Raw genomic sequence first — 17775 nt, 5'->3', positions numbered from 1 at the left:
CTATGCCTCCCTCGCAGCAGCTGCTTTGGCTGATTTCCGGTACATTTTTTCCGCTTTCTTCAGCTTCTGCGCATCGCGGTCACGCATCAGATAGAACACAAGCCCCGACAAAATGGCTGCAATTACAAACATGATCATGCTTGCCGCCGCAGCGCGGTTATACATATAGCTTCCCTTGAACGCCTGCCCGTAAATGAACATGGACGTAGTAAGCGTGGAGTCATCCGGTCCGCCTGCCAGGAACAGCTGCGGGATATCGAACATCGTCAGACCGCCGATCATTGAGGTAATGAGCGTGAACAGCAGAATGGTCCGCAGGCTCGGCAGTGTAATCCGGAAAAAGGTCTGCACACCGTTCGCACCGTCAATTGCCGCAGACTCGAAAAGAGCAGGATTGATACCCATCACGCCGGCGACCAGAATAATCATCGTGTTGCCGTACCACATCCAGAATTGGATGAACGCCACGATGCCGCGTGCTGTTGTCTTGTCCTGCAGGAAGAAGATTGGTGCATCAGACCAGCCCATCAGTTCAACCAGGCTGTTCATGGGACCCATCGGATAGGCAAACAAAGTGCTGAACAATACGGCAATTGTACCCGCGGTGATGATATTGGGCATGTACAGCAGCACTTTAAATGCTCCTTGTCCCTTTATGTTGAGGCGCTTGTTCGTGAACCATGCCGTGAGCAAAAGCGCAAGAGCAATCTGAGGGATAAAGTTGACGATCCAGAGCAGTCCGGTGTTGATCAGAGATTTTCTGAAGGAGACGTTATCGAACAGCAAATCCTTAAAGTTTTGAAAAGGGTTATCCAGTATATGAACCGGTTTGGGTATCAGCCCCTGCATATCTGTAAATCCGATGACTGCGGTGTAAAGAATGGGATATAACGAAAAAATCAGAAAGGCCAGGACAAACGGAAACGTGAAGATGTAGCCGAATTTTGCGTAATTCACACCTTTGCGGCGCATGATCTCACCCCTTGTTATATGAAGGGACGGGATATTCCCCGCCCCTTTACTGTCTTCTTCTTATTCGCTGTCAATGCCGAGCTGGTCCTTGACCTGCTGCTTGAACGTTTCGATCGCTTTATCGCGGTCTTTGTTGCCTGCAGTATATTCACGGACCTGGTCACGCCACAGCCGGTTAATCGTTTCGTCATACTGGGTCAGGTTCTTGCCTGAAGCATTGGCGTTGGCCGGAACAAATACGTCGAACATGTTCTGTCCGCCGAGCAGCGGCACTTCACCGTTAGAGCTCGCCATTACCACAGAGGAAGCCACGCTGTCCTTGGTACCCTGCTCGCCCTCTTTCATCGTTCCGTTAGCCCAGTAATACTGGAGGCCCGTTTCGGAGGTGTCGAGTGTTACCCATTTGATAAAGTCCGCAGCAGCCTGCTTCTTGGCCTCGTCCTTGGCAGCTTCCTGGCTGGCAAGGAGCCAGGTGCCTCCCCAGAAGAAGCCTGTCGGTGATTCAGTCACGGCCCAGTCGCCGTTCGTGTCCTTCACCTGGCCGTTCATTACATAGTTAATGAGCCATGCCGGGCCGAAGAATCCGAATACAGGCTGGGCGCCGGCGCCGGACATATCCGCATACCAGGCTTCCGTCCAGTCAGTCGTATCATTGTGGTACCCGTTATCCTTCAGCTTCTTGGAGAGATCGAGGAACTCCTCGCGCTTCGGATCGATATGCAGCTTGCCGTCAACAATCCAGCCCTTTTCCGAGCTGTTCTCGATGGCGTGCCAGATATCCCCGTCACCGGAAACGATGCCGTAGCCTTTGGCCTTCAGCTTCGCTGCGGCTTCATAGAATTTCTCCCAGCCGGGTCCGACTTCACCTTTGATAGTTGCCGGATCATCAGTTCCAAACACATCCTTGGCAATCGAGCGGCGGTAGATAAAAGCTCCCCCTGTCGCCTGGTAGCCGAGGCCCTTCAGCTGGCCGTCCTTGCTGCCGATATCAATCGAATATTGGGCAATGCCCGCATCCTTAACCATCTGGTCATCAAGCCCGAGGTCTGCATAGTTAGCTGCATAGGTGGAAGCGTCACCTTGCGTGTATTTGAGCACGAAGGCCGCTTCAGCCGCAAAAATATCCGGTGCATCCTTTCCGCCGGCCGCCAGGGCCTGGTCAAGTGCAGGCTGGTAAGCGCCGTCGGTCGTTGCAATCACCGTCGTTTTAAATTCCACATTGGCGTCCAGGTGGGTCTCCAGGTACTTCTTGGTCATGTTCGGAATCTCATCGGTGAAGCTCCAGAGATTGATCGTCACCTTTTCGCCGCCCCCTTTGGCCGGAGCCTCGGATGCAGCAACTGACGCTGCCGGACTTGCTTCAGAGCCGGATGAGTTTGAGCCTGAATTAGAGTTGCCGCCGCACGCCGCAAGAGCAGTAGACATCACCAGCAGTGCAGAAATCCCTGTAAACACACGTTTCAAACTTTTCATACTTTGCCTCCCCTTTTGTTTAAGCCTGCGGTTTTTATGTAACCGCATACATAATTATATAGCTGATTATGCTTCCCCATAAGGAACCTGGGATTGGGAAAACTTCCACTATTTTTGGGTACAGCTGCCCCGGGAGGCCAAAAAGACACCAGGGATCATCCCCGGCGTCTTCCTGTCCCGCTCTATTCCTTGTGCTACTTATCCGTCTTAAGGGCGGCATCCTGCTTCCTGATGAATTCCTCCGGCGTTACCGCTTTACCAAACAGGGCCTGGATCTGGTTAATGTGTATGCCGGAAGCGCCCGGCTTCATTTGCGTATCCAGATACAGCGTTACTTTACGGGCTTTATTGAGCTCGTCCAGCAGGTCAATAAACAGGCGCGGCAGCCTGATGGATGCCGTATCTACTCTGGTGGCCGGGATGACTCCCGCATCGACCACGGAATGCTCGCCCCACTTTTCAACGAAAAAGCTGACAAAGCGCTTAGCCTCCGCTGCATGAGCGGAATTCCGCGATACGAACAGGCCGGTCCCCGGACCGCCCACCCAGTCATCGACAGTTCCTTTCCCGCCAGCCACAGCCGGAAACTTGAAGTATCCAATGTTGTCCTTGAATTCCTGCGGGATGCCTGCAGTAGTCGTATAGTCCGGCAGCTCCCAGGTCCCTGTAGCGAACATGGCCGCTCCCCCGTTCAGAAACTGGACTTTGGCTTCATCATTGGACAAACCGTTATAGCCTTTGACAAAGGCGCCCAGATTAACCAGCTCCTGCACCGCTTTGGCGGCTTCAAGGAGAGACGGGTCCGTAAAGTCCTGATTTGCAACTGCCTTATCCAGCAGATCAGGCCCGCCGATCCGATCAGCCAGATACATATACCAGAAGGAGGACGGCCAGCCTTCCTTGCCGCCTAGGGTAACCGGAGTAACTCCGTTATAATCCAAAATACGGATAATCGTCTTCAGCTCATCCAGCGTCCGGGGAGTCCGCAAGCTGTATTGTGCAAAAATGGCTTTGTTATAATAGACCGGAACAATGTTCAGTTCCACCGGAAGAGCATACGTTTTCCCGTCAAAAGAATAGGCTTCCGTCGTGCCGGCTACAAACTTGCCGTTCAGCTCTGTCTTTAAAAGATCGTCCAGCGCCGCAAATTTGTTACCCTTAACATAAGGATCCATGGACCCGGCCGCCCAGGTGAACCCGATGTCCGGCAGATCATTGGACGCAGCCAGCACAGTAAGCTTACTCTTGTACTGCTCGGTCTCCAGCGCCTCCGTCTTAACGGTAATGTTCGGATTGGCTTTTTCAAACTCGCTGATAATATCCTTAACCATTTTGTTCTGCGCTGACTTGCTGCTGTCCGGCCAGGAATGCATCATTTTGAGGGTGATTTTTTCACCGCTGCCTTCGCCGCCGTCTCCGTTATCTCTGCCGCTCCCGCCGCAGGCCGTCACAGCCAGCAGCAGGGCCAGGAGAAGGCCAGCATATAATCCCGTTCTTTTCGTTGGAATCCCCTCCCGGCGATTTTTAAACTTAACGGACTTCCGCTTTCGTCTCATTCCTCATAGACCGGTATTGCCCCGGACTCATGCCTTCATGCTCTTTGAACAGCTTATTAAAATATTTTACAGCCTGATAGCCGGTACGGCCGGCAATTTCGGCTATAGGCAGATTGGTCCGCAGCAGCATTTCTTTGGCCTTCTGCATTTTCCTGCGGGTGACATATTCGCTGAAATTCATCTGGCACTGCTCTTTAAAAAGCGCACTGAAATAGCTGCTGTTCAGATGCACAAGCCCGGCAACCTCCTGCAGGCTGATTGCCTCCTCTATATGCATTTCCACGTATTGGATGGCCTGGCGGACCGGGTCGCTTAAGGCGGCCTCCTCATTCCTCACAGCCAGCAGCTGCGGATCGGCGGTCTTCCGCATGAAGAGCAGATGCTCCTGTTCCTCGCCTGCCTTAAGCGCTTTCTCCACCGATTCCACCAGCTTGTCCCGGCTGACAGGCTTAAGCAAATAGTCCACTACCGACAGATGAATCGCCTGCTGGGCGTACTCGAACTGGGCATGACCGGAAATAAGAATAACGGATGGCTGGGACCGGATTCCTTTTTCCCGCAACTGGCTGACCAGGGCAAGACCGGTGATTTCCGGCATGCGGATATCGGTTATCATCAGCTCGACCGGAATCTGCTCCAGGATCTGCAGCGCGTCCACTCCATTGCTGGCGGTGAGCACCTCAAACTGGCCGGCGGACCACACCCCCAGCATCTTTTTTAAGCCTTCTCTTGATTTCGGTTCATCATCAACGATAAGTATATTTCGGCTCCTCATGGCATTGTGCCTCCTCGGACAGGTATTTCGATGCTGATAGTGGTGCCTTGGCCCTTCCGGCTGTCGATACGCATGGCTGCTGCCTGCCCGCCTGTTCCCGGGAAAAACAGCTGCAGTCTTTTCTGCACGTTGGCAATTCCGACGCCGGAGGCTTTTGCAGAGGATACCTTTCCGCTCTCCAGCTCATTCATCAGGGAGGACAGCTTCTCCTCATCCATGCCGATCCCGTCGTCTTCCACTGTAATGATAATCCGCTCTCCCTCGCGGACAACCCTCAGCTTCACCCGGCCGGGCTCAATTCTGCTCTCCACTCCATGCAGCACCGCATTCTCCACCAGCGGCTGCAGCAGCAGCCGGGGCAGCTCAGCATCCTGTGCCTCGGGAGCAGCCTCGATTTCCCATTCCAGCCGGTCTTCAAACCGCACCTTCATGATGTACATATATCTGCCGATATGCTCCAGCTCATCGCGGAGCTTCACCCAGCCCTCCTCACTCTGCCCGGTAATGGTATAACGGAATAAATCTGACATCGCGACCACATAGCCTGCGAGCCCGTCTTCCTCCTTGTCCAGCAGTGACCAGTACAGCACATCCAGTGTATTGAACAAAAAATGCGGATTGATCTGCGCCTGAAGCGCTTTCAGCTCAGTGTGGCTCCGGGACAGCTCTTTCTCATAAACCAGCTGGATCAGCTCATTGATGTTATCTACCATTTTGTTATAGGAATAATTGAGCTCCTGGATTTCCATAGTGGACGATGCATATTCGGTTGGCCTCAGTATGCCGAGCCTCGTGCTTCTCATCGCTTTAATAAGCTTAAAGACAGGCCGGGTAATGAGCGTGGACAGGAAAAAAGAAAGCACAGTGAACAGTACAGTGCCGATTATAGCTGAAACAACAATCGTTGTCCGCAGGACTGAAATCCCCTGGGTGATGACGTTAACCGGTGTCAGGATAAGCAGCGTCCAGCCGGTTACGGCAGACCGCTGTTTGACAACAACAAAGGAACGGTTGCCGACCGCTGCGGTCTGATCCCCGGATTTCCCGGCAAGCAGGGCGGCTGTTTCCTGCGAGATGGTATCATCGTTTGAGGTGATCAGCCTGCCGTCGGCAGCGAGCAGCAGTATCGTCTCTTTTTCCCCCTCCGCAGATAAGGAGTCTTCCAGCGCAAACCTGCTGCGGTCAGCGCGGATGAGCAAATAGCCGCCCGTCGTGAAATAGCGGTCGATCAGACTGATCTGCCGGACCGCCAGCAGCGAGGTAGGATCAAGCGGATCAATGCCGTACCAGACAAGGCTCCCTTCCTTTCTGGTCGCAAGCTCAATCAGATCCTCAGGCGCCTTCCCTATCAGGCTGCTGCCGTCGAGCGGATACAGCCTGGCCCCTTTTTGACTGTACAGCTCAACGGAGCGGATGCCGTCCGTATATAGCTGGACCAGGTTAATAACGGGCGGCAGCGCCTGCCGCTCCGCAAAGGTCGGCGCCTGGCCCTCCACATCCCGCAGCAGCAGCTGCTGGATATACTCATTGGTCGAAACCAGTGTCGTCAGTGAGTTGATCTGCTCCAGAATGCCCTCCAGGCGGCCGTTAGCCTGAACAGCCGTCTGCTGGATATGCTTCTCCGCGTTGTTCTTCAGCAGCGTCGAGACCGAATGAAAGGTAAGGAAACCTACCAGTATAAGAATAAAAAGCATAACGGCGAGAAAGCCGAGCAGCATCTGATTTCTGAGTGTATTTAACTTTAACCTTGACTGCAGCCACCGCACACGGCCTCTTCCTCCTCTTGTCACAAGCCATACCCTGGCGGCCTGAAATAAAGTAAGGGCTTTCAGCCCTGACTGCATTATATTAGCACGCCTGCGGACGGCCGGGAACCCCTCATATTAGTGACATCAGCCCGGGAATAGCATCGTCCCTGCAGGCGGCATTATTACTATCTGCACAACTCTCATGCTGAGCAGCACAGATTCTTTCTCATTATAGCAACTCCATCTCCCGGTGCCCTATAAAATTGTGATACTATTAACTTGAATGTTTCGAAACTACTACATTAGCGGTGCAGAGAGGAATGGAACAGTATGAAATACAGACGACTTGGCAATACGGGACTGAAGGTAAGTGAGATCGGACTTGGCAGCTGGCTGACCTACGGGACTGCGGCAGAACAAAAGGCTGCTGATGAATGTGTAGCTGCAGCTTTTGAATGCGGTATCAATTTTTTTGACACGGCCAATGCCTATAACCGCGGTGAAGGGGAAAAAGCGATCGGAGCTGCTCTCCGCCAGTATAAACGCTCCGACTACGTGCTGAGCACCAAAGTCTTCTTCCCGATGGGCGAAGGCGTGAACGACCGCGGCCTGTCGCGGAAGCACATTATGGAGCAGTGCGAGGCCAGCCTGCGCCGTCTTGGCACCGATTACATCGACGTCTATTTCTGCCACCGTTTTGACCAGGATACACCGGTGGAAGAAACGCTGCGGGCGCTGGATGACCTTACTGCCCAGGGCAAAATCCTCTATGCCGCTGTCAGTGAATGGAGCGCAGCGCAGATTGCCACAGCCAGCGGCATCAGCCGCCGCCTGAACCTGCGCCCGCTGGCCTCCAACCAGCCGATCTACAACATGTTCGAGCGCTACATCGAACAGGAAGTGCTGGAGGCTTCCCGGGAAGCCGGTCTGGGACAGGTGGTCTTCTCCCCGCTGGCCCAGGGCATCCTGACCGGCAAATACAAGCCGGGCCAGCAGGCGCCGGCAGGCACGCGCGGCGCCGATGACTCGGTCAACGGCGTCATCCGCAGCTACCTGCGCAACGATGTGCTGGGCGTTGTCGCCCAGCTTGACGAAGTCGCCGCCGGACTCGGCGTGAAGCTGTCGCAGCTCGCGCTGGCCTGGGTGCTCCGCCAGCCGGGCGTCAGCTCCGCGCTGATCGGCGCAAGCAAGCCTGCGCAGGTCGAAGAAAATGCGCAGGCCGTGGACATTGTGCTCCAGCCGGACACGCTGGAGACCATCGACCGCCTCCTGAGCCAAGTGGCGGATTTCGCACCGGCGAGGTAGAGAGCCGGTGAGCGATACAACAAGCAGAGCAGCGGTTCCTTCGGGGACCGCTGCTCTGCTTGTTTGGCGTGACCCGGGGGCCGCGCCTCAGGCTGCGCGAGGCGCGGAGGCGACCGGAGGCACGCGCGGTGCTCACTGCGCACGCCGCACAGGCTGCGCAAAGTGCCGGAGGCATGCCGGGCGCACTGTAGCCTCCTCAAACCAGCAGCGAAGTCCCGCTTTCTCCAATCTGACTCACAATGTCTCTCCTGCTCCCGTTTCATGATTTAGAGACACTTTGTCCTTAGGGCACTCCCCGTGCAACTGTTACTCATTCTAACGGACACAGTTGACGCTATTTGCAGCTTTTGGCGCGTATTCACCGGCTAACGGACCAGGGTGACGTTATTTGTGCTAAATAGGCTCATTTGAGCACAAAAACACCCGAATAACGCCGCTGGAGTCCGTTAGAATCTGCAGTCCCCATTAACCCTGTATATAACGTCCGCTGCGTCCGTTAGCCCGGTAATGTCTCCTTCCTGCGTGGCAGGCATACGCGGGGAGAAGCTGATAGCTGAAAGGCTGTTGCAGGAGCCGTGCTGCGTGCCAATACTATTTGGAGTCAAGGCAGAGTCCCGGGGGCCGCAGCCTCCGCTAACACCCTTGAGCCTTGGTTAGTCCTAGACCAGCAAGCCGCTCATTCCGGCAGCCGGAGTCATCCCTGCGCCCCGCCATCAACAAATACTCCTGCTCACACCAGACAGCTATGTCCCATCAGTCCAGTTATCTCCCGCCGCGGCTCCCCCCGCCCGCTTCACAATTTATCCACAAAATATCTCTCATTAATCAGACACCTTACAGCTGTAATTTGAATATTCTAATATGCTGCGGACGGAATCTGCGGCCAACCGGCCCTTTCCCAAAAAATAGTTGCAACATTTTCAGTAAATCAACGTTTATAACGGTACATCCCGTTTGAACAACAGGGCGGCGGGTAAAGAATGAGTATGAGTGACTTTTCGGGTCACATTTTGCCAAGGGGGAAATGATATGATGTCTATTAACAAACCTAAAGTTGTGTTGCCTGTGCTGGTTCTGCTGTTCCTTTCCCTCATTACGACGGCAAGCACGCCAGGTACTAGAGTAGAAGCGCAGAGCGGAGCTCAGTCAGAGCACCTGACAGTATATATTAATGGAATCCAGAAAGCTGCGGACGGCAGCCTGAAGCTGACAGCCGATCCGGTTGAATGGTATGAAGGCGCTGAGGCGGACCGCATTTTTGCCGGACGTGAGCCGGAGGCTGCTGCCGAGATTGGCGGAGCACCGGATGGCTACTACATCGTAAATGACAGCGATACGCTCAGCACCTATCCGGTCGCAGATAACGCCGCAGTGACGATGCAGATTTTTGATCATACCGGCAATATTGAGGATCTTGACATTAACTGGAACGAGAGCATTACTCTCCAGCAGTTCACCGAGGAATTTGCACAGACGGACGTGTTTGACCTCAGCTGGACGCCTTATCATGTAACGATTGAGAATGGCGATATTACTTCAATCGTTCAGCAGTACATCCCATAATCACATACCTGCGCAAGCAGCGGACAGAGGTTATCCTGCAGTAGAATTCTCTACTTTCAGGGTAGCCTCTTTTTAATGACAGAACGTTTGCAGGGAGTACTTGAGCCAGATGAGACAACTATCTGCAAGCAGGTGTAAAAAGGTTGTCTTTTTCCGAGAACAAGCACTTTACTTTAAGGGTTCCATCCCCAATACTAGGAAGTAACAAAGTGTATTAACGTTAGATAAAGGAGATCTATGTATGCGTGCTTTTGAGCTGAACGTGGCTGGGCCGGTAAATTTGGAGATGACAGGAAAGTTCGTCGCCCCCTCCAGTGACTGGATTCATCTGAGCCGGATCTTGCAGGATTATGAGCTGATCATAATGACGGAGGGCGTGCTCTATCTGGCCGGTGACGATACCCGCTATACCCTCTCCAAAGGCGAGTATCTGCTGTTTCCTCCCTACACAAGGCAATATGGCTACAAAGCCTCCGGCTGCAGCTTTTACTGGCTTCATTTTAAGACGGCCGGCGGACCTGTCATTACAGATAGTACGGGCCATACAGCAGATCAAACAGACAACCGGCTGCTGCTACCTCAATACGGCACGGTAAAAAGCCTGGAGAAGATCATCGTCATGATGAAGCAGCTCCAGGATTCTGTAAGGTCATACAACCAGAAAACGCTCAACAATTATATGACCACGGTCATTTTGTGCGAGCTGTACAATCAGGTATTCCAAAATGAACATAGCCCTGTCAAAAAAACGAAGCAGGAGCAGCTCTACAACGATATTGTAGACTACATTAAATGGAGCCGCAGCGAGCATATCAAGGTATCGCAGATCGCCGCCTATTTTGGCTATAACGAAAAATACCTGTCCCATCTGTTCACCAAAATCTCCGGCATCCCGCTCAAGCAGTACATCCTGCAGCAAAAGATGGAGCTGGCCAAGTTTCTGCTCACCGACACCAACCAGAATATCAGTGAGGTCTCGCTCCAGCTCGGCTACAAGGACTGCCATAATTTCATGAAATCGTTCAAAAAGATCGCCGGCCTCACACCCACCGAATTCCGCAATGCATACGCCAAGCGGCTGTTGTTTTATGAGTAAGCGCTTTGGACAAGCGAAGGAGAGCCAACCCCCACTAAGCGGACAGGCTCTCCGGTTGGGCAGGCTAAGTTATACAATCAGGACAGCTGTGCAAAAGCCACCAGCGTGCCTTGATCACAGGAGGTGAAGCCGTTCTTTTCGTACAAGCCTCTTACATCTGGTGCATCGTCGGTTAAAAGCACTTTTTGGCGGACAGCTGCGTATTGCTTCAAAATATGCTGCATGAGCTGAGTTGCAATTCCCCGGTTCCGGTAAGTCTTCAGGACAAGAATATCTTGTATATAAATGATTGTTAGCCCATCCCCTACCACCCGGATTAAGCCAACTAATTCAGCTTCATCCCAGGCTGAGATGACCATCAGGGATTGTAATAAGGCCTGCTGTAACAGGGATGGATCACTTGTATATGCGGTCCACTCCGCGTCATTGTACAATTTGATTACTTTCTCGGTTTCTATTACTTTGCTTGTTTTGTAGGTTAATTCCACGTTTACACCCCTTCCACCCGTAAAATCGGGTTCTCTACAGTTCATTTCCGCCAGCAAGAAAAACCCTTCTCTTCCGAGAATAATTCTAGTAGATAATACACATCATTTACCAGGAAAGACAGCACAGCAGCGTTATCTTTTTATAATTAATTAAAATTGTTTGCATTACCGATAGTTATGTGCTTAAATATACTGACGAACGTTCGTAAGGGAGGATTGAGCTGATGACATCCAACAGGATCAGGGAAACCGCGCTGGCCCATTTTGCCAAAAACGGGTATGAAGGGGCCTCGCTGGCCGATATATCTGCCGAGGTGGGAATTAAGAAGCAGTCGATTTATAACTATTTTAAAGGCAAAGACGAGTTGTTCCTGACGGTATTCCGCGATGCGGCGGATAGGGAGATGCAGTTTACGGAGAGCTATTTGCAGAGAAGCAGCACAACCCCGCTGAAGGATATGCTGTATGGTTTTTTGCATAGCTACAGTAAACGTTACGAGCAGGAGGATGATACCCGGTTCTTTCTGCGGATGGCCTTTTTTCCGCCTGCCCATCTGCGCGAAGAGGTCGTGGAATATAGCAACAAGCATCTCGAAACGATAGGCAAGCTGCTCGAACAGCATTTTACATCCGCTGAACCTGCCGGAACTATCCATCCGGAAGTGACTGCTGCAACAGCTTCAGCCGCTTTTATTGCAGTCTTGGACGGAATGTTCGTTGAGCTGCTGTACGGGAATATGGAAAGTGCTGCCCAAAGGCTTGATGCATCATGGCTTGTCTATTGGCGCGGGATTAGAAACAACTAGAGGAGGATTTACAGATGAACCGCAGCTGGATATATATTTTTATCGGAGCATTATTTGAAGTCGTATGGGTCATCGGATTCAAGCATGCCGACGACATCGTTACCTGGGGAGCAACTGTGGTTGCGCTTGTCGTATCATTCTATCTCATTATTACCGCATCCATTAAGTTGCCAGTCGGCACGGTGTACGCGGTATTTACGGGACTCGGAACAGCGGGTACTGTACTCGCGGAAATGATCCTATTTGATGAGCCTGTTAAGCCGGCAAAGCTTTTGCTGATCGCCCTGCTGCTGGCAGGTGTACTCGGCTTGAAGCTGTACAGCGGCTCGGCTAAAACAAAGGAGGCGGCATAATAATGGCGTGGTTGACACTAATGTTCGCCGGTATGTTTGAAGTCGTGGGCGTGCTCGGCATGAACCGGATCAAGCGGGACCGTAATAAAAAAGCATATCTTATTTTTATCACCGGCATTGTGCTGAGCTTCGCCTGCCTGAGTCTGGCCATGAGACAGCTTCCTATGGGAACGGCTTATGCCATCTGGACGGGAATCGGTACAGTCGGCGGAGCGCTGGTCGGCATGTTCTTCTTCGGAGAATCCAGAGAATGGCGCCGCGTTCTGTTCATCGGGATGGTGCTGGCGGCTGCCGTGGGGCTGAAGCTGATTTCGTAAGGCGGAAGGGCCGGAGACGGATAAGTAAAAAACAGCGGCAGTTTATGGACAAACAATGTCCATAACTGCCGCTGTTGTGATTTAAGGGCATTGTTGCCCTTCATTCCGCCGATCTAGCCGTGTCGGCCGAATTCAAAGGCATTTATGCCCTTCATTCCACCGATCTGGCCGCGTCGGCCGAATTCAAGGGCATTTTTGCCCTTCATTCCGCCGATCTGGCCGCGTCGGCCGGATTCAAAGGCATTTATGCCCTTCATTCCGCCGATCTGGCCGCGTCGGCCGAATTCAAAGGCATTTTTGCCTTTCATTCCGCCAATCTGGCCGCGTAGGCCGGATTCAAGGGCATTTATGCCTTTCATTTCGCCCATTCGGCTGCGTCGGCCGAATTCAAAGGCATTTATGCCCTTCATTTCGCCAATTTGGCCGCGTCGGCCGGATTCAAAGGCATTTTTGCCTTTCATTCCGCCGATCTAGCCGTGTCGGCCGGATTCAAAGGCATTTATGCCTTTCATTCCGCCAATTTGGCCGCCTCGGCCGAATTCAAAGGCATTTTTGCCTTTCACCACCCGGGCTAAGGGCTGCTACTTGTTATCCGGCAGCGGTACGCCGAAGTCCGGTGTGCCGTCAGCCTTCCAGCCCAGCACCTTGGCACGGGTGTGGCGGTTCGGATCATACAGCGGATCGCCTGTGATGTCCTTGTAGCTGCGGGCGTGGTAGATCAGCACATCCTCCCCGTCAGCGCCTACGGTGAAGCTGTTATGGCCCGGGCCGAACTGGCCGTTCTCCTCGCTGGTCTGGAACACCGGCTCCGGATGCTTGCTCCACGAGGCTGCGTCCAGCAAATCGCTGTCCTCATCTGCAGTAAGCAGGCCCATGCAGTAGTTGAAATCGGTCGCGCTGGCCGAGAAACTCATGAAGATCTTTCCGCCCCGCTTAAGCACCGCTGCCCCTTCATTCACGCTGAAGCCGATTTTTTCCCAGGCGTATTCCGGCTGGGCAATCATGGTCTGCTTCCCGGTCAGGGTCCACGGATTGCTCATCTCTGAGATATACAGGTTGGAGTTCCCCGGGATATCCGGGTCCTTCTGGGCCCATACATAATAAAGAATGCCTTTGTGCTGGAAGGCTGTTGCATCGAGGGCAAAGGATTCCCAGGCCGTCTTGATCTGGCCTTTTTCCACCCAGCTGCCTTCCAGCGGATTAGGCGAATCATTCTCCAGTGCAAACATGCGGTGGTCGAACAGTCCGTCCTGTGTTTCAGTGGTACGCGCAGCGGCGAAATAGATATACCATTTACCCTGAAGATAATGGATTTCCGGTGCCCAGATGTTGGCGCTGAGCGGTCCGGTATCATATTTGCGCCAGGCTACCACAGGAACAGCCTCAGCGAGGTCTTCAATTGCTGCAGCTCTGCGCACCTCAATCCGGTCATATTCCGGTACGGAAGCGGTAAAGTAGTAATAACCGTCTGTATGCTTATACACCCAAGGATCAGCACGCTGCTCCACAAGCGGGTTGCTATACTCTTTGCCAGTGCTCATATCAGTTTCTCCTTTGGTCCATTTAAAGTGGATCTATTTAAGTGTTAGTACAGTAACCGATGCCGGCGGGAGCGTGCAGCTTAGGGTGCCGCCGGTAAGCAGAGCGCCTTCATAGGCTGAAGGTGCTATCGTTTCCGGAGCCTCAAACGTGTTATGCGCACCAAGCTCGGCATGAGTCAGTATCTCTCCTGATACTGTGTTGACCTGTTCACCTCTGATGTCCAGGCTCAGACTGGCGTCTGCTTCATGACTGAGATTGCAGACGGATACATAGATATGCCCTTCCCCGTCACGGGATGCAGAAATGCTAAGCTGTGGCACTGTTACACCGCCGTAAGTATAAAGCGGACTATCAAAAGCAACCTCCAGCAGCTCATTATCCTGATGCACCTTGTACATCCGGAATACATGATACGTCGGGGTAAGCAGCAGCTTATCGCCTTCGGTTAGAATCAGTGCCTGCAGCACATTGACCATCTGGGCGATATTCGCCATATGCACCCGGTCGCTGTGATGATGGAAAATATTCAGGTGGATGCCGGCTACCAGCGCATCTCTAAGGGTGTTCTGCTGGTAGAGGAACCCGGGATTGGTTCCCGGCTCGTTCAGGAACCAGGTGCCCCATTCATCTATGATTAATCCTACCCGCTTCTGCGGATCATATTTATCCATGATCGCGCTGTGGCGGGTAATGAGCTCGTCCATACGCAAGGATTTCTGCATGGTCTCGATCCATTCCGCTTCATCGAAGCCGAGTGCCGCACGTTTCTCCTCCCAGCTGCCGGGAATGGTATAGGAATGCAGGCTGAGGCCGTCCATCATGCCGCCTGCCTCCCGCATCACTACCTCTGTCCAGTTGTAGTCATCCACATTGGCTCCGCCGGCAATCTTGTACAGCCGGTTATCGCCGTAATTCCGGACATAGGTCTGATAACGCCGGTAGAGATCCGCATAATATTCAGGGCGCATATTCCCGCCGCAGCCCCAGTTCTCATTGCCGACGCCAAAATACTTCAGAACCCACGGCTTCTCCTGCCCGTTCTCCTGCCGCCAGGCGGCCATCGGCGATTCACCGTCAAAGGTCATATACTCGACCCACTCCGACATCTCCTGAACCGTGCCGCTGCCGACATTGCCGCAAATATAAGGCTCACATTCCAGCAGCTCGCACAAGCGGAAAAATTCATGCGTTCCAAAATGGTTATTCTCCACAACGCCGCCCCAATGGGTATTAACCATCCGTTTGCGGCCTTCCTTCGGGCCAATCCCGTCTTTCCAGTGATATTCATCGGCAAAGCAGCCTCCCGGCCAGCGCAGCACCGGAATGTCCAGCTGCTTCAGTGCAGCCACGACATCATTGCGAATGCCGTCCGTGTTCGGGACCGGCGAGTCCTCGCCTACCCATAAGCCCTCATAGATGCATCTGCCCAGATGCTCGGCAAAATGGCCGTAAATATGACGGCTGATCCTGCTTTTCGTAATATCTGCATTAAGCACAGCTTTGGTCATCGTTCGCTCCTCCATCCCTCTGTTCTCCTGTCTGTTTAGGCTTCAGGAGTTTTTTTGCCCCACACTGCGATGCCATTGTCATCCAGTCCTGTGAAGACCAGCACTTGCCTGTCTTCCTCCCAGTCCCAGGCCGGCAGCAGCTGCACCTTCTCCACCTGTCCTTTTCCCTCTGCAGGGTCATTCCAGCTCAGCGTCATTGTCTGCCGGCCGTCAAAGGACCAGACGCCTATTCCGTGCTCACCCATCATTTCCCCGCTCTCCTGCAGCTTAAGCAGCTGCGGACTTACCTGGCCGTGGGCAGAGGGATCATGCACCAGCCGCTCCCATTGACCCGGAATTAGCCCGGCGGGAATATCCTGCTCCACTTCTCCTGCGTAACGCTCCGGCGAAACAACCGGCCAGCCCTCTTCTGTCCAGAGGATTCTGCGGATGTGCAGATAAGGCCAATGCTTGTTCTCTCCGCCGCGGGCATGGTGCACCATATAATAGGTCCCGTTGTCATTTAACACCGAATTATGCCCAGGGGCGATCCAGCCGGCATCTTTACCGAAGCGGTATCCGCCGAGGATTTTGACACCTGTCTCATGCTGGGGCATGTACGTGCTGTCCTTCATATCCCGGCCGTGTACATCCGTATAAGGTCCGGTTATGGAATCGGCACGCGCCACCCGCACGTTGTAATCCTCAAAAAGCGAATCATACGAAACGAACAGATAATACTTACGGAACTGCTCATTATAGACAATGTAAGGACCTTCCACTGCACCGTCTTCTGTAGTCTTGTCGCGGACAGCCAGCAGTTGGCCGAAGCCTTCCTTAAGCGGTTTCCCTGACTCCTTATCCAGCTCTACAATATGTATTCCGCCAAAAAAGGAGCCATACACCATCCACATCCGGCCTTCCGCATCACATACCACATTGGCATCAATCGCATTCAGAGGGTCCTCATCACGTGTCTTGATCACAGCACCTTCGTCAGTCCACGGACCCTCAATGGAATCCGCCGTCTGCAGCCCGATCAGCGACTGGCGGCTGCCAAAGGAGGAGGCTGAATAATACATCCGGTATTTTTCGTTATGCCGGACAACGTCAGGCGCCCACAAATTTGTTGCCCGGGCCCACTCTTCCGCAATCTGCGGAATGCCCGGCAGCGCATAGTGCACCCACTCCCAGCGGATCAAATCCGCCGATTTGCGTACCATCACGCCGGGTACCGGCGCTCCGCCTACCCTTACATCTGTAGAAAAGATATAATAGCCGCCTGGCGTTTTGATAATCCCGGGATCATGGGCATTATGTGTCCCCCACGCAGATTCCGTATCCAGTATGGAGGTATCATAGAGCTTCTGCTCACCCGGGGAATCCGGAAAAAGAATTCCGCCGTCCGCACCTTTTTGCTGACCCGCCGTACTCATCAGCCTTTAACTCCCGAAATCGCTACAGACTCGATAATCTGCTTCTGGAATATCAGGAAGATAATCAGCATCGGCAGCAGCGCGATAATAGAGGCCGCCATAATCAGCGGATAATCCGTCTGGATGGCATAGGTCGCATTAAAGTTGGCAATAACCAGCTGCAGGGTCTGCTTCTCCGGTGAATTCAGATAAATGATCGGCGACAGGTAATCGTTCCAGATCCCCATGAACCACAGAATCAGCTGCGCGGCAACAGCCGGCTTAATCAGCGGGAAGGTGATGGAGCTGTACAGCCGGAAATAAGAGCTGCCGTCGATTTTGGCGGCTTCAATAATGGCATTAGGCACACTGCTAAGATATTGCCGCAGGAAGAAGATCATGACAATGTTGCCGAACAGGCCTGGTACAATCAGCGGCAGCAGGGTATCCACCCAGCCCAGCTTCGAGAACATGAAGAACTGCGGAATCATAACCGCCGGATACGGAATCATCAGGGATGAAAGCATCAGCAGGAAGATTTTGTTCTTGGCCGGGAATTTCAGCTTGGCAAAAGCAAAGGCTGCCAGCGACGAGGTAAATGTCCCTATTAGCGTTACTGAAACGGCAATAATGACACTGTTCTTAATCCCGCTAAGCAGCGGGCCGGCTTCCCAGATTTCCTTGTATTTCCCGAATTGAAACGGATTCGGAATCCATACAGGCGGCAGGGCAAAGACGTCCTGCTTGTCCTTCAGTGAGGTAGACAGCATCCAGAGCAACGGGCCGATCATGAAAACTGCACCGATTAACAGCAATATAAAAATTATGGTATTGGTAACTCTTCTTCTGCTCTTCAACTTTATTCGCCCCTTCCTCTCA

At 53.0% G+C, this 17775-nt stretch carries 17 protein-coding genes; 6 read left to right on the top strand and 11 right to left on the bottom strand.

Annotation, left to right across the window (positions count from 1 at the left end; all coding sequences use genetic code 11):
• The 5 genes from R70723_RS08310 to R70723_RS08290 form a co-directional block, all read right to left on the bottom strand.
• Positions 1 to 972, bottom strand: coding sequence for a carbohydrate ABC transporter permease (locus R70723_RS08310; protein ID WP_039871300.1), 972 nt, complete (start codon positions 970 to 972; stop codon positions 1 to 3).
• Between the two features lie 60 nt (positions 973 to 1032).
• Positions 1033 to 2445 carry an ABC transporter substrate-binding protein gene (locus R70723_RS08305; RefSeq protein ID WP_039871297.1) on the bottom strand — a complete coding sequence of 471 codons (1413 nt, stop codon included), beginning with the start codon at positions 2443 to 2445 and terminating at the stop codon, positions 1033 to 1035.
• A 194-nt stretch (positions 2446 to 2639) separates the two neighbouring features.
• Positions 2640 to 4001 carry an extracellular solute-binding protein gene (locus tag R70723_RS08300; protein ID WP_039871296.1) on the bottom strand — a complete coding sequence of 454 codons (1362 nt, stop codon included), beginning with the start codon at positions 3999 to 4001 and terminating at the stop codon, positions 2640 to 2642.
• The gene (locus R70723_RS08295) at positions 3976 to 4776 is read right to left on the bottom strand and encodes a response regulator transcription factor (RefSeq protein WP_039871292.1); all 801 of its coding nucleotides are present in this window, start codon (positions 4774 to 4776) and stop codon (positions 3976 to 3978) included. Before R70723_RS08295 ends, R70723_RS08300 begins: the two co-directional genes overlap by 26 nt.
• Positions 4773 to 6542, bottom strand: coding sequence for a cache domain-containing sensor histidine kinase (locus R70723_RS08290; RefSeq protein WP_231574845.1), 1770 nt, complete (start codon positions 6540 to 6542; stop codon positions 4773 to 4775). The genes R70723_RS08295 and R70723_RS08290 overlap by 4 nt, the downstream gene beginning before the upstream one ends.
• Before the next feature lie 312 nt (positions 6543 to 6854).
• Here R70723_RS08290 and R70723_RS08285 point away from each other — a divergent pair, with 312 nt between their 5' ends.
• The 3 genes from R70723_RS08285 (at position 6855) to R70723_RS08275 (ending at position 10488) form a co-directional block, all read left to right on the top strand.
• Complete coding sequence (locus R70723_RS08285; RefSeq protein ID WP_039871290.1) at positions 6855 to 7829, top strand: aldo/keto reductase family protein; 975 nt, start codon at positions 6855 to 6857, stop codon at positions 7827 to 7829.
• A gap of 1029 nt (positions 7830 to 8858) precedes the next feature.
• Positions 8859 to 9392, top strand: coding sequence for a hypothetical protein (locus R70723_RS08280; RefSeq protein ID WP_039871287.1), 534 nt, complete (start codon positions 8859 to 8861; stop codon positions 9390 to 9392).
• Positions 9393 to 9633: 241 nt separating this feature from the next.
• Entirely contained in the window at positions 9634 to 10488 is an 855-nt protein-coding gene (locus R70723_RS08275) for an AraC family transcriptional regulator (protein ID WP_039871285.1), read from the top strand.
• A 77-nt stretch (positions 10489 to 10565) separates the two neighbouring features.
• Here the strand turns inward: R70723_RS08275 and R70723_RS08270 are convergent, their stop codons facing one another.
• A complete protein-coding gene (locus tag R70723_RS08270) occupies positions 10566 to 11033 on the bottom strand; it encodes a GNAT family N-acetyltransferase (RefSeq protein ID WP_231574844.1) in 468 nt (155 codons plus the stop codon).
• Between the two features lie 167 nt (positions 11034 to 11200).
• On the opposite strand from R70723_RS08270, the gene R70723_RS08265 reads away from it, so the two are divergent.
• Genes R70723_RS08265 through R70723_RS08255 form a run of 3 tightly spaced genes read left to right on the top strand, consistent with a single transcriptional unit; the run spans position 11201 to position 12452 of the window.
• On the top strand, positions 11201 to 11782 hold the full coding sequence (locus tag R70723_RS08265; protein ID WP_039871281.1) for a TetR/AcrR family transcriptional regulator: 582 nt from the start codon (positions 11201 to 11203) through the stop codon (positions 11780 to 11782).
• A gap of 14 nt (positions 11783 to 11796) precedes the next feature.
• Positions 11797 to 12135 (top strand): DMT family transporter, encoded by a 339-nt coding sequence (locus tag R70723_RS08260; protein ID WP_039871279.1) that lies wholly within the window; start codon positions 11797 to 11799, stop codon positions 12133 to 12135.
• A gap of 2 nt (positions 12136 to 12137) precedes the next feature.
• Positions 12138 to 12452, top strand: a complete 315-nt coding sequence (locus R70723_RS08255) for a DMT family transporter (protein WP_039871278.1) — start codon at positions 12138 to 12140, stop codon at positions 12450 to 12452.
• 113 nt (positions 12453 to 12565) lie between these two features.
• Here R70723_RS08255 and R70723_RS08250 read toward each other — a convergent pair whose 3' ends face one another.
• The 5 genes from R70723_RS08250 to R70723_RS08230 all read right to left on the bottom strand — a co-directional run bounded on the left by R70723_RS08250 (position 12566) and on the right by R70723_RS08230 (position 17753).
• Positions 12566 to 12913, bottom strand: a complete 348-nt coding sequence (locus R70723_RS08250) for a hypothetical protein (protein WP_039871277.1) — start codon at positions 12911 to 12913, stop codon at positions 12566 to 12568.
• 120 nt (positions 12914 to 13033) lie between these two features.
• On the bottom strand, positions 13034 to 13993 hold the full coding sequence (locus R70723_RS08245; protein ID WP_039871273.1) for a glycoside hydrolase family 43 protein: 960 nt from the start codon (positions 13991 to 13993) through the stop codon (positions 13034 to 13036).
• Between the two features lie 33 nt (positions 13994 to 14026).
• The gene (locus R70723_RS08240) at positions 14027 to 15517 is read right to left on the bottom strand and encodes an alpha-N-arabinofuranosidase (RefSeq protein ID WP_372238267.1); all 1491 of its coding nucleotides are present in this window, start codon (positions 15515 to 15517) and stop codon (positions 14027 to 14029) included.
• A 20-nt stretch (positions 15518 to 15537) separates the two neighbouring features.
• Positions 15538 to 16917 carry an arabinan endo-1,5-alpha-L-arabinosidase gene (locus R70723_RS08235; protein WP_047171068.1) on the bottom strand — a complete coding sequence of 460 codons (1380 nt, stop codon included), beginning with the start codon at positions 16915 to 16917 and terminating at the stop codon, positions 15538 to 15540.
• Positions 16917 to 17753 (bottom strand): carbohydrate ABC transporter permease, encoded by an 837-nt coding sequence (locus R70723_RS08230; RefSeq protein WP_231574843.1) that lies wholly within the window; start codon positions 17751 to 17753, stop codon positions 16917 to 16919. The genes R70723_RS08235 and R70723_RS08230 overlap by 1 nt, the downstream gene beginning before the upstream one ends.
• Between the last annotated feature and the right edge of the window lie 22 nt (positions 17754 to 17775).

The organism is Paenibacillus sp. FSL R7-0273, assembly GCF_000758625.1.
GTDB lineage: Bacteria > Bacillota > Bacilli > Paenibacillales > Paenibacillaceae > Paenibacillus_AQ.
The sequence above is the reverse complement of the archived record's forward strand: the minus strand, read 5'-3'. Positions and strand labels throughout refer to the sequence as shown.